This window comes from Mycobacterium sp. AZCC_0083 (assembly GCF_014202335.1).
Lineage (GTDB): Bacteria > Actinomycetota > Actinomycetes > Mycobacteriales > Mycobacteriaceae > Mycobacterium.
Genome location: NZ_JACHGP010000014.1, coordinates 219,651 through 234,808, shown reverse-complemented (window position 1 = coordinate 234,808; position 15,158 = coordinate 219,651). Strand labels below are relative to the sequence as shown.

The 15,158-nt window shown below is 65.6% G+C and carries 17 protein-coding genes and 1 rRNA gene; 1 reads left to right on the top strand and 17 read right to left on the bottom strand.

All coding sequences use genetic code 11. The annotated features are described in order from the left end of the window. Together HNP02_RS30820 and murA are read right to left on the bottom strand one after the other, a co-directional pair. Positions 1-90 (bottom strand): 16S ribosomal RNA (locus HNP02_RS30820); the annotation flags it as partial. A 287-nt stretch (positions 91-377) separates the two neighbouring features. Next, complete coding sequence (murA, locus tag HNP02_RS30815; RefSeq protein ID WP_184444422.1) at positions 378-1,637, bottom strand: UDP-N-acetylglucosamine 1-carboxyvinyltransferase; 1,260 nt, start codon at positions 1,635-1,637, stop codon at positions 378-380. Between the two features lie 71 nt (positions 1,638-1,708). Here murA and HNP02_RS30810 point away from each other — a divergent pair, with 71 nt between their 5' ends. Then, on the top strand, positions 1,709-2,275 hold the full coding sequence (locus HNP02_RS30810) for a cob(I)yrinic acid a,c-diamide adenosyltransferase (RefSeq protein WP_184444421.1): 567 nt from the start codon (positions 1,709-1,711) through the stop codon (positions 2,273-2,275). Here HNP02_RS30810 and HNP02_RS30805 read toward each other — a convergent pair. The 15 genes from HNP02_RS30805 to rpmE all read right to left on the bottom strand — a co-directional run bounded on the left by HNP02_RS30805 (position 2,272) and on the right by rpmE (position 15,129). After that, complete coding sequence (locus HNP02_RS30805; protein WP_184444420.1) at positions 2,272-2,718, bottom strand: DUF2550 domain-containing protein; 447 nt, start codon at positions 2,716-2,718, stop codon at positions 2,272-2,274. The genes HNP02_RS30810 and HNP02_RS30805 overlap by 4 nt on opposite strands. A gap of 6 nt (positions 2,719-2,724) precedes the next feature. Further along, positions 2,725-3,090 (bottom strand): F0F1 ATP synthase subunit epsilon, encoded by a 366-nt coding sequence (locus HNP02_RS30800; protein WP_184444419.1) that lies wholly within the window; start codon positions 3,088-3,090, stop codon positions 2,725-2,727. Between the two features lie 63 nt (positions 3,091-3,153). After that, positions 3,154-4,581: a F0F1 ATP synthase subunit beta gene (atpD, locus tag HNP02_RS30795; protein WP_184444418.1), complete on the bottom strand. Its 1,428-nt coding sequence runs from the start codon at positions 4,579-4,581 to the stop codon at positions 3,154-3,156. Positions 4,582-4,604: 23 nt separating this feature from the next. Beyond that, positions 4,605-5,528 carry a F0F1 ATP synthase subunit gamma gene (locus HNP02_RS30790; protein ID WP_184444417.1) on the bottom strand — a complete coding sequence of 308 codons (924 nt, stop codon included), beginning with the start codon at positions 5,526-5,528 and terminating at the stop codon, positions 4,605-4,607. Positions 5,529-5,535: 7 nt separating this feature from the next. Next, the gene (atpA, locus tag HNP02_RS30785; RefSeq protein ID WP_184444416.1) at positions 5,536-7,185 is read right to left on the bottom strand and encodes a F0F1 ATP synthase subunit alpha; all 1,650 of its coding nucleotides are present in this window, start codon (positions 7,183-7,185) and stop codon (positions 5,536-5,538) included. Between the two features lie 44 nt (positions 7,186-7,229). Further along, positions 7,230-8,564 (bottom strand): F0F1 ATP synthase subunit B/delta, encoded by a 1,335-nt coding sequence (locus tag HNP02_RS30780; protein ID WP_184444415.1) that lies wholly within the window; start codon positions 8,562-8,564, stop codon positions 7,230-7,232. After that, on the bottom strand, positions 8,565-9,089 hold the full coding sequence (locus HNP02_RS30775) for a F0F1 ATP synthase subunit B (RefSeq protein WP_184444414.1): 525 nt from the start codon (positions 9,087-9,089) through the stop codon (positions 8,565-8,567). A gap of 12 nt (positions 9,090-9,101) precedes the next feature. Beyond that, positions 9,102-9,359, bottom strand: a complete 258-nt coding sequence (locus HNP02_RS30770) for a F0F1 ATP synthase subunit C (protein ID WP_036395845.1) — start codon at positions 9,357-9,359, stop codon at positions 9,102-9,104. A 66-nt stretch (positions 9,360-9,425) separates the two neighbouring features. Beyond that, positions 9,426-10,193, bottom strand: a complete 768-nt coding sequence (gene atpB / locus HNP02_RS30765; protein WP_184444413.1) for a F0F1 ATP synthase subunit A — start codon at positions 10,191-10,193, stop codon at positions 9,426-9,428. Positions 10,194-10,203: 10 nt separating this feature from the next. Continuing rightward, complete coding sequence (locus HNP02_RS30760) at positions 10,204-10,650, bottom strand: ATP synthase subunit I (RefSeq protein WP_184444412.1); 447 nt, start codon at positions 10,648-10,650, stop codon at positions 10,204-10,206. Positions 10,651-10,916: 266 nt separating this feature from the next. Then, positions 10,917-12,110, bottom strand: coding sequence for a glycosyltransferase family 4 protein (locus HNP02_RS30755; RefSeq protein ID WP_184444411.1), 1,194 nt, complete (start codon positions 12,108-12,110; stop codon positions 10,917-10,919). A 133-nt stretch (positions 12,111-12,243) separates the two neighbouring features. Next, a complete protein-coding gene (locus HNP02_RS30750; RefSeq protein WP_184444410.1) occupies positions 12,244-12,897 on the bottom strand; it encodes an L-threonylcarbamoyladenylate synthase in 654 nt (217 codons plus the stop codon). A 4-nt stretch (positions 12,898-12,901) separates the two neighbouring features. Beyond that, positions 12,902-13,747, bottom strand: a complete 846-nt coding sequence (prmC, locus tag HNP02_RS30745) for a peptide chain release factor N(5)-glutamine methyltransferase (protein ID WP_184444409.1) — start codon at positions 13,745-13,747, stop codon at positions 12,902-12,904. Next, positions 13,744-14,817: a peptide chain release factor 1 gene (prfA, locus tag HNP02_RS30740; protein ID WP_184444408.1), complete on the bottom strand. Its 1,074-nt coding sequence runs from the start codon at positions 14,815-14,817 to the stop codon at positions 13,744-13,746. The genes prmC and prfA overlap by 4 nt, the downstream gene beginning before the upstream one ends. A 75-nt stretch (positions 14,818-14,892) precedes the next feature. Beyond that, positions 14,893-15,129 carry a 50S ribosomal protein L31 gene (gene rpmE / locus HNP02_RS30735; RefSeq protein WP_184444407.1) on the bottom strand — a complete coding sequence of 79 codons (237 nt, stop codon included), beginning with the start codon at positions 15,127-15,129 and terminating at the stop codon, positions 14,893-14,895. Positions 15,130-15,158 lie beyond the last annotated feature (29 nt).

Genomic DNA, 15,158 nt, shown 5'->3' with positions numbered 1-15,158 from the left:
CGAGTACCCCGAAGGGCCTTTCCGTTCGACTTGCATGTGTTAAGCACGCCGCCAGCGTTCGTCCTGAGCCAGAATCAAACTCTCCAAACAAAAACCCCCAAGCCAAAGCTCAGGCAGAATTCACAATCAGAGAAAACCTGATCCAACAAAAGACACCAAACAAACTGGCATCAAAAAAACAAAACCATGCCCCCTAAACGAGAAAAAAGAGACACAGCAAAACAACAAACAAAAACCACCAAACACACTATTGAGTTCTCAAACAACACGCGCCGTTAGCCGAATCTTTCCGGTTTTCAGGCAACCCCACTACTGTAATACATCCAGAGGGAGTAGTCAAACCCCGTCCTGCAACCTTGCGGCTGCGGCCGTGGGTACTAGATAGACCCTACCCTCTCGATCTCCGCTCCCAAAATCGCCAGGTTCTCGACGAATAGCGGGTAGCCCCGATCAATGTGAAAAACGTCGTGGACCTCGGTGTCTCCGTCGGCAACCAAGCCGGCCAGAACCAACCCCGCACCTGCACGGATGTCCGATGCCCACACCGGTGCGCTCGACAATTGGGGCATGCCACGAATTACGGCGTGGTGTCCGTCCGTCCGCGCGTCGGCGCCGAGTCGGATCATCTCCTCGACGAAGCGGAACCGCGCCTCGAACACGTTCTCGGTGATCATCGACGTGCCGTCGGCGATGCAGGCCAGCCCGATCGCCATCGGCTGCAGGTCCGTTGGGAAGCCGGGAAACGGCAAGGTCGCGACGTTGATCGCCTTGGGCCGCTCGTACTGGACGATGCGGAACCCGTTGTCGTGCTGCGTGACGGTGGCGCCGGCGTCGTGCAGCTTGTGGAGCACCAGCTGCAGGTGCTGAGGGTCGACCCCCGTCACCGAGATGTCACCTCGCGTCATCGCCGCGGCGATACCCCAGGTGGCGGCGACGATCCTGTCGCCGATGACCCGATGGTCGGTCGGATACAGCCGATCGACGCCGGTGATCGTCATCGTGTTCATGCCGGCGCCCTCGATCTTGGCGCCCATCTGATTGAGCATCTCGCACAGATCGACGACGTCGGGCTCGCGCGCCGCGTTGTGAATCGTGGTCACGCCCTCGGCGAGTACGGCGGCCATCAGAATGTTCTCCGTGGCCCCGACCGACGGGAACTCGAGCTGAATCTCCGCACCCCGCAGATGGTCGGCCTCCGCCACCACGCAGCCGTGTTCGATGTTGCATCGGGCGCCCAGTTGCCGCAGGCCAGCCTGGTGCATGTCGAGTGGACGCGACCCGATCGCGTCACCCCCCGGCAAGGCGACCTTGGCCTTCTTGCAGCGGCCGACCAGCGGCCCCAGCACGCACACCGACGCGCGGAACTGACGCACCGCGGCGAAGTCGGCGTCGTACTTCGGCTCGTCCGGCGACGTGATCCGCACCGTCGCACCATCGAGTTCGACGGTCGCCCCGAGTCCTCGCAGCACCTCCGCCATCAGGGGAACGTCGAGGATGTCAGGACAGTTTGTGATGGTGCTGGTGCCCTCGGCCAATAGCGTCGCGGCCATCAGCTTCAACACACTGTTCTTGGCTCCCCCGACGGCTACTTCGCCAGATAACCGGGCGCCGCCGGTCACCACGAATCGCTCGCTCACGCCGGTCAGTGTAAACAGCGCCGGGGTCAGTGTCAGTCTCGCGAGCGGGTGTCCCGGGTACGGTTTGACCCATGGCAGTCCACCTGACCCGCATCTATACCCGTACCGGCGACGATGGGACCACCGGACTAAGCGACTTCAGCCGGGTGTCGAAGAACGACGCGCGGCTCGAGGCCTACGCGGACTGTGACGAGACCAACGCCGCCATCGGCGTTGCGGTGGCCCTGGGGCAGCCGAACGAGCGCATTCTGCAAGTGCTGCGCCAGATTCAGAACGATCTGTTCGACGCAGGCGCCGACCTGTCGACACCGGTGGTCGAGAACCCCGAGCATCCGCCGCTGCGGGTCGGCCAGGACTACGTCGACCGGCTTGAGGCGTGGTGCGACGAGTTCAACGAGCCACTGCCGGCCCTCAATTCGTTCGTACTGCCCGGAGGTACGGCGCTGTCCGCGCTGCTGCACGTTGCCCGCACGGTGTCGCGGCGGGCGGAACGCTCCGCGTGGCGGGCCATCGACCAACACGGTGATTCGATCAACGTGCTGCCCGCAAAGTATCTGAATCGACTGTCGGACTTGCTCTTCATACTTTCGCGGGTGGCCAACCCCGAGGGCGACGTGCTCTGGAAGCCGGGCGGCTAGTACGAGCGCCGACGCGCGCGGGGCGACGGCCGCGACTCCACCCAAGAGGTGAACGCCGTCAACGCCCCACGGTCCAAGGCGATCTCGTAACCGCGTCGCCGTTCCGGACTTGTGTCGCGCAGCTCCAACACCACGATCTCATGGGTCATGATGTCGAATTCGTCGCCACGCGGAGAACGTCGCGATACGACCTCGAGGCCTCGGCGGGAGAGCCGGCGGTCGGGCCACCAACGCAGGCTCGACAACCGATAGAAGCCCGCTTCCCCACCGCGGTAACGCATCACACCGTGGCGCCAACCGTGGCCGCCCACGGCGGGAACGTCACGCAGGATCGCCGCCGTACCGCCCACCTGACGCAACTTCCACAGCCGGTAGGACAGCGCGACGACGACGAGCAGCAGCACACCGACCAGCGCGGCCATGACCAACATGGACGCGCTCATCGGCTGTCAGTCGATCTGGCCTAGGGCACGCAACCGCGCCCGGCCCCATGCTGCGGTCCGCTCGTCATCGGACTCGGAGTCTCGCTTGGCGGCGTCGGCGTTGATCTCCGACTCCAATTCGGCATTCTCGACCAGAATCCGGACGGCTTCATCGGTCACCGACAGGAAGCCTCCGTCGACGGCGATGCGAAGGTCGTCCTCGCCCTCGCGCTCGACCCGGACCATTGCGTCGTCGACCAGCTGCGCCACCAACGGAATGTGGTGCGCCATGATGCCGATCTCGCCCGCCGTGGTGCGGGTGAACACGAACGTCGCCTCACCCGACCACAGCTCGCGTTCGACGGCGACGATCTCGACGTGCATTTCAGCCATGACACACCGCCTTTCGAGTTGGAGCCACCAGCTCCACCCGTTGGTTCTTCGCGCAAGCGCTCATCACAGCTTCGCGCCGAAGGTCTCGGCCTTCTTGGCCAGGTCGTCGAGCCCGCCGATGAGGAAGAACGCCTGCTCGGGCAGGTGGTCGAACTCACCCTTCGTCAGCTTGTCGAACGCCTCGATGGTCTCCTTGAGCGGAACCGTCGAACCTGGCTGACCGGTGAACTGCTCGGCGGCCATCATGTTCTGGCTCAGGAAGCGCTCGATGCGACGCGCCCGGTTGACCAACTGCTTGTCCTCCTCGGACAACTCATCGACACCGAGGATGGCAATGATGTCCTGAAGGTCCTTGTACCGCTGCAGGACTCGGATGACTTCCTGGGCGACGCGGTAGTGCTCGTCACCGACCACGGCCGGGTCCAGGATGGTCGAGCTCGACGCCAGCGGGTCCACGGCCGGGAAGATGCCCTTCGAGAACACCGCACGCGAAAGCTCCGTGGTGGCGTCGAGGTGCGCGAACGTCGTCGCGGGCGCGGGGTCCGTGTAGTCGTCGGCGGGCACGTAAACGGCCTGCATCGAGGTGATCGAGTGGCCGCGGGTCGACGTGATCCGCTCCTGCAGCTCTCCCATCTCGTCGGCCAGCGTCGGCTGGTAACCCACCGCCGACGGCATGCGGCCGAGCAGCGTCGAAACCTCGGAACCGGCCTGCGTGAATCGGAAGATGTTGTCGATGAACAACAACACGTCCTGGTTCTGCTCGTCGCGGAAGTACTCCGCCATGGTCAGCGCCGACAGTGCGACACGCATACGGGTGCCTGGCGGCTCGTCCATCTGACCGAACACCAGGGCGGTGTCCTTGAGGACGTTGGCGTCGGCGAGCTCGACCCAAAGGTCGTTGCCCTCACGGGTGCGCTCCCCCACGCCTGCGAACACCGAGGTACCACCGAAGTTGCGGGCGATGCGGTTGATCATCTCCTGGATGAGCACCGTCTTGCCGACGCCGGCACCGCCGAACAGGGCGATCTTGCCGCCGCGCACGTACGGGGTCAGCAGGTCGACGACCTTGAGGCCAGTCTCCAGCATCTCGGTGCGGGGCTCGAGCTCCGCGAACGGCGGCGGCTTGCGGTGGATCGACCAGTGGTCGAAGTCCTTGCCGTAGCCAGGCTCGTCGAGGCAGTCGCCGAGGGCGTTGAACACGTGTCCCTTGACGCCGTCGCCGACGGGCACCGAGATCGACTTACCGGTGTCGGTGACCTCGACGCCACGGACCAGACCGTCGGTGGGCTGCATGGAGATGGTGCGCACCAGGTTGTCGCCGAGGTGCTGGGCGACCTCGAGGGTCAGCGTCTTGGCCATCTGCTCGTAGGTGATCTCGGCGTGCAGCGCGTTGAACAGCTCCGGTACGGAACCACGCGGGAACTCGATGTCGACGACGGGGCCCGTGATGCGGACGACCCGGCCTGCGGTCTTCTCTGCGGTTGCAGTCATTTCCTCTTCGCTTCCTACGGGGCCTATTTGGCGTCGGCGAGCGCGTTGGCGCCGCCGACGATCTCGCTGATTTCTTGGGTGATCTGAGCCTGGCGTTCGCGGTTGGCTTCCAGCGTGAGCGCCTTGATCAAGTCGTCGGCATTGTCGGTGGCCGCCTTCATGGCGCGACGGCGCGATGCGGACTCCGATGCGGCGGCTTCGAGCAGTGCCGAATAGACGCGCGTGGCGACGTACCTCGGCAGCAGGGCGCCGAACAACGCTTCCGCGTTGGGCTCGAACGAGAACAGCGTGTGAGGGCCGCTCTCCTCCTCGCCGACGTAGTCGATCACCATCGGTGCGATCCGTAGGGTCACCGCCGTTTGGGACAGCATCGACTTGAACTGCGTGAAGACGATGTGGAGTTCGTCCACACCAAGGATGCCGTCCTCGCCCGGGTCGTCACCTCCATCGTCGGCCCCGGACATGAACGTGGTGACCAGGGTGTCCGCGATCTCCTTGGCTTGCTCGTACGTCGGCCGCTCGGAGAATCCCGTCCAGGACTCGGCCACGTCGCGCTCGCGGAACTTGTAGTAGCCCAGCGCCTTTCGGCCGACGGCGTAGACCACCGGTTTCTTGCCCTCTTCCCGCAGCAGCGAGAAGAGCTCCTCGGACTGACGCAGGACGTTGGCGTTGTAGCCGCCACAGAGACCACGGTCGGACGACACCACCAGCACACCTGCCCGCTTGGGCGACTCCCGCTCGACGAGCAGCGGGTGGTCCAGCGCGCTGGCACCCGCCAGCTCGGTGAGCATGTTCGTGATCTCTTCCGAGTAGGGCCTAGCCGCCTGAACCCGGGCCTGCGCCTTGGAGATTCGCGACGTGGCGATCAGCTCTTGGGCCTTGGTGATCTTCTTGATCGACCCAGCCGAGCGGATGCGTCCGCGTAACTCTCGCAGTGTGGCTGCCATCGGTTACCTATTTCTTCTTCGGCGCCGGCTTGCGGATCTTGACGGATTCCTTCTCGACGTCGTCGGGATCGAGCGCCTCGGCCTCAGCCTCGTTGTCGACCACCGAGCTGCCGTCGGAGGCGGCGAAGCCCTTCTTGAAGTCGTTGACGACCTCGACCAGCTTCTCCTCGGCCTCCTCGGGGAGCTTCTTGCTCTCCCTGATGTTCTTGAGGATGTCGTCGTGGCTCGCCTTGACGTGCTCGAGGAACTCGGCCTCGAAACGCTTGACGTCCTCCACCGGAACCGAATCCAGATGCCCCTTGGTACCGAGGAAGATCGCGACGACCTGCTCCTCGACCGACAGCGGGCTGTACTGAGGCTGCTTGAGCAGCTCCACCAGCCGCGCACCACGCTCAAGCTGCGCCTTCGACGTCGGATCCAGATCAGAGGCGAACGCGGCGAAGGCTTCCAGCTCGCGGTACTGCGAGAGATCCAAGCGGAGACTTCCTGCCACTTCTTTCATTGCCTTGATCTGGGCGGCGCCGCCGACGCGGGACACCGAAACGCCGACGTTGATGGCCGGTCGCACGCCCTGGTTGAACAGGTCGGTCTCAAGGAAGCACTGGCCGTCGGTGATCGAGATGACGTTGGTCGGGATGAACGCCGAGATGTCATTGGCCTTGGTCTCGATGACTGGCAGCCCGGTCATCGAACCTGCGCCGAGTTCGTCGTTCAGCTTGCCGCAGCGCTCCAGCAGACGCGAGTGCAGATAGAACACGTCGCCGGGGAAGGCTTCGCGGCCCGGCGGGCGGCGCAGCAGCAGCGAGATCGCACGGTAGGCGTCGGCCTGCTTGGAGAGGTCGTCGAACACGATGAGGACGTGCTTGCCGTCGTACATCCAGTGCTGTCCGATGGCCGAACCGGTATAGGGCGCAAGCCATTTGAAGCCGGCCGGGTCGGACGCCGGTGACGCGACGATGGTGGTGTACTCCATCGCGCCACCGTCCTCGAGAGCGCGCTTGACGCTCGCGATCGTGGTGCCCTTCTGACCGATCGCGACGTACACGCAGCGCACCTGCTGCTTTGGATCACCGGTGGCCCATGCCTCGCGCTGGTTGAGGATCGTGTCGACGCAGACCGCGGTCTTGCCGGTCTTGCGGTCGCCGATGATCAGCTGGCGCTGGCCGCGGCCAATCGGCGTCATGGAGTCGATGGCCTTGATACCGGTCTGCAGGGGTTCGGAGACGCCTTGCCGCTGAACCACCGACGGAGCCTGTAGTTCCAGGGCACGCCGGGTGTCGGTCTCGATGTCGCCAAGGGCGTCGATCGGCTGGCCGAGCGGGTTGACCACGCGACCAAGGAACGCGTCGCCGACCGGCACCGACAGAACCTCGTTGGTGCGCTTGACCTGCTGGCCCTGTTCGATCTTCTCGAAGTCGCCGAGGATCACCGCGCCGATGCTGTGCTCGTCGAGGTTGAGCGCTACGCCGAGCACGCCGCCGGGGAACTCGAGGAGTTCCTGCGTCATGACCGAGGGCAGTCCCTCGACGTGGGCGATGCCGTCACCGGCGTCTACGACGGTGCCGATCTCTTCACGCTCGGTATCGGCGGAAAACGAGGATACGTAGTCCTCGATGGCACCTTCGATATCAGTAGCGGAGATTGTCAACTCTGCCATGTTTTCGTCTTCCTACCTTGTCCTCTGGATGAGCGTGTGGTCAGTCAGTCCGGCAGCTGTGTCTGTGCGGCAGCCAGGCGGGATGCGATGGCGCCCTCGATCACCTCGTCGCCGACGGCGATCGACAGGCCGCCGAGGAGTTCCGGATCGATGTGCAGTTGCACGGAGACCGGGTGTCCGTAAATGCGGGTGAGCACCTCGGTGAGCCGGTTGCGTTGGGCGTCGGTGAGATCCGCAGCCGCGGTGACGTGCGCGACGACCTCGCCCCTGCGGGACACGGCGAGCTCGGCGAGGTCGATGACGGCCTCGTCGGCACGCTCACCGCGCAGCAGTCCGACGGTCTGGGTCAGCAGCGCAGCAGCGGTACCGTTTATCCCGGAATTCTCGATGACCTTGTTCAGCAACGCGATTCGACCCTCGGCGGGTGTCGTGTAGTCGCTGAGCAGTGTCACGAGCCGCGGCTCGGCGTCGAGCACCCGGCCGAATCGGAAGAGCTGATCCTCCACCTCGTCGACCTCACCAGCGACCTCGGCACGCTTCAGCAGTGCCAGACGGGCGGTGTGCTCGATGCCGTCGACCAGGTTCGACACCGTCGACCACCGTTGCGAGACGGCGGTACGTACGAGGTCGAGAGTCGGGCCGCCGACCTTGCCCGACAGCAGGGTCTCGACGAGGCGGACCTTGGGTGCCGCATCGTCGGTCGGCTCCGCGAGGTGCCTGGCCAACCCGTGTTCGGTGATCAACAGCTTGCCAACCGATGCCAACTCGTCGGCCAGCTTGGTCAGCTCGTCCGCGTCGAAATCGCTGGTCACGTTGTCGAACTCAGCGCCGAGAGCGGCGAGCGCGTCGCGGCTGGCGGCCCGCAACCGAGCGGTGGCGCCAGTTTCGATCACCGCTTCGGACGGCGCCATCTGCTCGAGGTCGTCGAGGAAGCGGTCGACCGTCGCGGCCTGCGCGCCGGGATCGGCCACGTGGTCGCGCACCAGGCCCGCAGCCTTCTGTACTGCCTCGTCTCCGAGGCCCTGGCGCAGGTGCCGGATGAGCTGCTGGCGCATCAGCTGAACATGCTGGGCGCCTTGGGCCTTGATCCGCTCTGCGTCGACGCCCGCCTGCTCGGCGAGCTGAGCGGCGATCCGCTCGGAGTCGTGCTTGGCCTCGTCGGTGACCTTGGTCGACTCCGCCTTGGCCTTCTCGAGCGACTTGGCGTGCTCGGCGTCGGCGTCCTCGAGTTTCTTGGCTGCTTCGGCACTTTCGGCCAGCGCAGTCCGGACGGCGTCCTGCTGCTTCTGCATCAGGGTCTTCACCGGCGGTACGACGTAGCGCCAGATGATGAACGCGATGACGGCGAAGCCGATCAGCTGTCCGATGAAGGTCGACATCTACTGGCTCACATTCCTGGGCGAACCGCCCACGTCGACGCCGAGGATGCGGCTGGCCAGCGTTGCCGACAACCCGTCCACCGACGTCTCCAGCTCGGACTGCGCCGCTGAACCCTGTTGGGACAGCTGCTCGTCCGCCTGCTGCACGGTCTCGGCGACTTCTCCGCTCGCCTCGGCCCGCTTCTCTTCGATCACCTGTCGGCCTGCCGTACGAGCCTCGTCGCGGATCGACGATGCCTCGGTGCGCGCGCCGGCCATCGCCTTGTCGTAATCGGCTTGTGCGGCGGCGACCTGCTCGGCCGACTTGCGGCTGTCCGCAGCGGTCTTGGCCAGCATGGCCTCCCGCTCGGCCAGCACCTTGCTGACCGGTGGCACAACCCACTTCGTGATCACGGCCAGCACGATCAGGAAGATGGCCAGCACGACGAAGAAGGTGGCGTTGGGAACCAGGAAGTTGCTCTGACCCCCGCCGCCTTCTTCCGCTGCCTGGCTGGCCGCCAGGATCGTTGCGCTCAGTTCACCCATGCTGTCGGTGTACTAGCCCGAGTAGGCCGGCGTGGCGAAGACGAACAACGCCATGAAGGCCAGGTTGATGAAGTACGCAGCCTCCACCAGACCGACGGTGATGAAGAACGGGGTGAACAGCCGGCCCTGGGCCTCGGGCTGCCGGGCAATGCCGGAGATCAGGGCGTTACCGGCGATGCCGTCACCGATGCCGGCGCCGATCGCGCCGCCACCCATGATCAGACCGCCGCCGATCAGCGCACCCGCCGTGATGAGGGCGTTTGCATCCATTCCTATTTCCTCCTTGATAGCTGGTGGCGGTGCCACCAGGACTCTGGTCAAACGGGTCGTGCAGGTCTAGTGGGGCTCTTTCTCGTCCGCGTGGTCCAGTTCCATCGACTGGCTGAAGTACAGGATGGTCAGCAGCGCGAAGATGAACGCCTGGATCAGACCGACGAAGAGATCGAAGGTCTTCCAGATGGCGTTCGGCGCCCACTGGATGTACCAGGGGAACAGCGCGATCAGCCCGACCAGGATGCCGCCGGCGAACATATTGCCAAAGAGTCGCAGGGACAACGAGATCGGCTTGGCGATCTCCTCCACGATGTTGATCGGCGCCATGAACGTGACGTGTCCCTTGACCACCTTCTTGACGTGGCCCCAGGCGCCGCGACGCCAGATGCCCGCGGCGTGATAGGCGAGGAATACGAACACCGCGAGCGCCAGCACGTAGTTGATGTCCGAGGCGGGCGGCTTGACCAGCTCGGTGGCCACCCCGTCGGACCCGGCGAACTGCACCGGCAGCACCGACAGCCAGTTGGACACCAGGACGAACACGAAGATCGTGACGGCCAGCGGGAGCACGAACGGCGCGACCTTCATGCCGATGGCAGCCTCGATCTGCTGGCGCATCTGGATGGTGATGGCCTCGAAGAACAGCTGCACTCCCCCGGGCACGCCGGTGGAAGTCACCTTGGCGCGCAGGAAGAACGCCAACGCGATGACGACGATCGCCGCGATGCTCGTCCCGATGATGGTGTCGAGGTTGAACGTCAGGCCGAGCCAGTGCACCTCTTCGTGGTGCCCGACGTGGATTGCCCCCTCGGCGAGAACGGACTCAGTCATTGGTGTCAGCTCAATCCTTCGATTCCGTGTCGATGACTTTCAGACCTTCGGTGCGGATCTTCTTCATTACGGGCAGGCTGGTGCTGAGCACCAGCAGTGCCTGGAAGATCGCGAGACCGAAGAGCACCGCGATGCCGCCGTGTGCCTTGAAGAGGAACGCGATGGTCATGGCGATGACGGTGATGACCAACAACCGCGTTGCGGAGTTGACGGCCATCTTCTTCTTGAGTGGGTGGTCCGTTGCGGTGATCGATTCGACGGCGCGGCGGACCAGGAGTGCGTTGAGCAAACCCAGGATCAGGCCGACGCCGAAGAAGACTCCGAAGAAGATGTGGCCGGTGTATCCGGCGGCCGCGATGGCGAGTGCGGTCAGCGCCAGGCAGATGAGGAACAGGCGGACCGGCCGAAACGCCACTGACGGAAACACCAACGGCGCGTCCTGCGCTGGCGTCGTCACTGCTTCACCTCAATCCCGTTTTCACGGAAGTCGTCCCCTTTGACGAGCGAAGTTCCGGTGCGTGCCCGACGAGCGTATCGAAGGGCGTCGGGCGCGCTGGATTCACCCAAGGGGAATCTCCCTTTGTCGGTCGTAATTCGGCGCCGATCGGTCGATGAACCGATGGGCCCGGGGGCCGGCAACCCGCGAGGTTTTTCGGGTTCTACCAGCACGGTACCACATAGAAGTAGGCCTAAAACAAGGCCTACTACTATTTGTCGTACTTGCTAGTCTGGCAGGTCGCTGGGTACCTCTCCGCCCCGCCGAAGCAGCGGGATGAGCGTGATGACGATCGCGACGAAGATCGCGACCAACATGACCCCGCCGGTGTATCGGGGATCGAAGAAGATCGTGCTCGCCGCGCCAAGCGCGACGATGCCCACCCACATGTAGATCAGCAGAACCGCGCGCCGTTGCGAGTGGCCGATCTGCAGCAGTCGGTGGTGCAAATGCATCTTGTCCGGGCTGAACGGACTGCGCCCGGCGCGGGTACGCCGCACGATCGCCAGCAACATGTCGAGCGCCGGCACGAACAGCACCGCAATCACCAGAAGGAACGGCGACAGCAGCGCGAACACGTCGCGCGCGCCGTACGAGACCTGTGAGATCGGGCCTGCCGCCGTGGTCGACGCCGCCGCGAGCATCAGCCCGATCAGCATCGAGCCGGAGTCCCCCATGAAGATGCGGGCGGGGTCGAAGTTGTGCGGCAAGAAGCCGAGACACGCGCCTGCGAGCACCACCGAGATCACGGCGGGCGGGTAGAACAGCACATCGCCGCCGTGGTCGCGAAGCAGCCCGATGGAGAAGATGCAGATCGCGGCCGCGGTGATGAGGCCGAGCCCCGCGGCCAACCCGTCCAGGCCGTCGACGAAGTTCATCGCGTTGACGATCGACACCGTCAGCGCCAGCGTCAGCAGGATCGACGTGACCTGGTCGAGCACGATGGTGCCGACACCGCCGATCGGGATGTAGAGCACGCTCCACGCCACGCCCATGGTGACCAGCACACTGGCCGCGGTGATCTGGCCCGCGAACTTCGTGAGCGCGTCAAGACCCCACCTGTCGTCGATGAGGCCGATCGCCATGATCAGGCCACCGGCCACCACGACGGCCGGCATGCCCGACGAATAGACGAAACCCCGTGTCAGCGCGGGCAGCTGGGATGCCAGCAGGACCGCGGTCACCACGCCGACGTACATGGCGAGGCCGCCCATCCGTGGCGTCGGCTGGGTGTGCACGTCGCGGTCGCGTGGATAGGCCACCGCACCCAGCCGGGTCGCGAGTGCCCGCACCCACCCGGTTGCGAAGTAGGTGATTATGGCGGCGGTCAGGCCGACGAGGGCGAGCTCGCGCAGCGGCACACCCGCGCCTTGATCCGACAGGGCAAGCGTGCCCGTCGCGAACAGCGCATCGCTCACCACGCGGTGAACCGTACTTGACCGAGCTGTGACGCACGAAGCCGTCAATGGGCTGAGGGGTGTGGCGGATTGCCCTGAGCCGGCGAACCGGCCCCCCATCGTCCGTACGTGCCCTGGATCTTCAGCAAACCTGAGTTCAGGCCGTGAGCGTCTCGGCCTCGATGCCGAGCACGTCGGCGATGGCGGCCGCGGTGACCGGGCCCTCCCGGAGCACCTTCGGCTGCGCGCCGGTGAGGTCGACGATCGTGGAGGCGGCCTGCTGTACCGAGGTGCCGCCTTCCAGGTACACCTCGACCAGGTCGGCGAGTTGCTCGCGGGCGTCGGCGGCGGTGACGGCGGCAGCCCTGCCGGAGATGTTGGCACTCGACACCGCCATCGGCCCCACCTCGCGCAGCAGCTCGATCGCGATGGGGTGCAGGGGCATGCGCAGCATGACGGTGCCGTACGCATCGCCGAGATCCCACTGCAGCGACGGCGCCTGCCGCACGACGAGGCTCAACGCGCCTGGCCAGAAGGCCTGGATGAGTTCCCTTGCGGCGTCGGGCACCGAGTACACCAGTCCGTCGATGGTGTGCCACGACCCGACGAGCACGGGGACCGGCATGTCGCGGCCGCGGCCCTTGGCGGCCAGCAGTGCGGCCACGGCGGTGCCGTCGAAGGCGTCTGCACCGATGCCGTAGACGGTGTCGGTGGGCAGCACGACCAGGCGACCGCCCTTGAGCGCACTGATCGCCGACGCGATTCCCGCCTGACGCTGGCCGGGGTCGGAGCAGTCGAACAGTTCGGTCATGCGTCTAGCTTCTCACTCCACTACGGGTTGCCGTCACGAAGCGGGGGCGCCCCGCGAGGTCGGGACGGGACACCGCGTCGGTGAACACACCGGCCCGATCGAACAGTGCCGTCGTCGCGTCGGCCGTGGTGTCGTCGTGCTCGACGCCGATGGAGGCCCCGGGCCGCAGCAGCCGGGCCGCCAGGTCGACGATCGGGCCGATCACCCGCATGCCGTCGGGGCCGGCGAACAGTGCGTGCTCCGGATCATGTTGGGCCACTTCGGGATCCAACTGAGCATCGTCGGGAATGTAGGGCGGGTTGACCACGATCAGGTCGACCGTACCGTCGTGCTGGGACAGCAGACCGGGCGCGGTGACGTCAGCCTCGATGAGTTCGATCGTGGTGGCGGCACTGTTGCGCCGCGCGTACGCCAGAGCGTCGGCGGAGTCGTCGACGGCGATGATCCTGGCGCCGGGCCGATCGTGGGCCAATGCGACGGCAAGGGCGCCGGATCCCGTGCACAGATCCACGATCAAGGGTTGGGCTGGAAGCGGTTGCGCAAGCGCCCATTCCAGCAGGGACTCGGTCTCGGGCCGCGGTATGAAGACGCCAGGACCGACGGCCACGGTCACGGGTCCGAACGCCGCACTCGACGTCAGATGCTGCAACGGGATCCGTCGGGCGCGGGCGTCGATCACGTCGCGGTACCGGCCGAAGAACGGTTCGTCGGGTTCGTGGAATGCAAGCCGGCCGCGGTCGATGCCCGCGATGTATGCCGCGAGCTGCTCGGCGTCGACCCGAGGGGTGCCGACGCCCGCCGCGGCAAGCGTGCCAGTCGCATCGGCGATCGCCCGACGCAGCCGCGTCATGCCTGCTGCAGCCTGGACTGCTTGTCGGCGGCGGCCAGCGCATCGAAGAGCGCGTCGAGCTCACCGTCGAGCACCTGATCGAGGTTGTGCGCCTTGAAGTTGATCCGGTGATCGGCGATCCGGTTCTCCGGAAAGTTGTACGTGCGGATGCGCTCGCTGCGGTCCACGGTGCGGATCTGGCTGGCCCGGTCGGCCGATGCGTCGGCCGACGCCTGCTCCTCCGCCAGCGCCTGCAACCTGGCGGCCAGCACCACCATGGCACGCGCCTTGTTCTGCAGCTGGGAGCGCTCGTTCTGGCAGGTGACGACGATGCCCGTGGGCAGATGGGTAATGCGGACTGCGGAGTCGGTGGTGTTGACGCCCTGCCCACCCTTGCCGGACGAACGGTAGACGTCGATCCGCAGATCGGACTCGTCGATCTGTACCGCCTCCACGTCCTCGGGTTCCGGGTAGATGAGCACGCCCGCCGCCGACGTGTGCACGCGCCCTTGGGATTCCGTGACGGGCACCCGCTGTACCCGGTGCACACCGCCCTCGAACTTCAGCCGTGACCACACGCCGTCGGCGGAGTCGCCCTTGCTGGCGATGGTGATCGTGGCGTCCTTGTAGCCGCCGAGGTCGGAGAACGTCTCGTCGAGCACGGTCACGGTCCAGCCATGGCGCTCCGCGTACCGGATGTACATCCGGGCCAGGTCGGAGGCGAACAGCGCCGATTCCTCGCCACCCTCGCCGGACTTGACCTCGAGGACGACGTCGTCGCCATCGTGCGGGTCGCGCGGTGCAAGGAGGTCGGCGAGCTGGGTGCTCAGTTTCTCGACACTCGCCTCGAGTTCGGGCACCTCCGCGGCGAACGATTCGTCATCGGCGGCCAACTCGCGAGCGGCCTCCAGGTCGCCGCGGGCAGCCTCCAGCTTGCGCTGGGTCGTCACGATCGGCGCGATCTTGGCGAATCGGCGGCCGACCTTGCGGGCCGCCCCAGCGTCAGCGTGCAGGTTCGGGTCGGCGAGCTGGCGCTCCAAGTCGGCATGCTCTGCCAGCAGCGCATCAATTCTTGGTGTTGCATCCGTCATCACGACCTCCTTCCCCTAAACGCAAACCGACGCCCGTTCTGTTCGGATTCGACAGATCGGGCGTCGGTAAGGCAGCTACTTGTCGGCGTCAGCCTTGGCGGCACCGGCGCGCTTGCCGTAGCGCTTCTCGAAGCGTGCGACGCGGCCGCCGCTGTCGAGGATCTTCTGCTTGCCTGTGTAGAACGGGTGGCACTGGGAGCAGACCTCGACCACGATGTGGCCGCTCTCCTTGGTGCTACGAGTCTGGAAGGTGTTGCCACAACCGCAGACCACGGTGGTCTCGTTGTAGGCGGGGTGAATACCCGATCTCATGATGGTCCTCTTCGTTAGTTGGCCGCCGG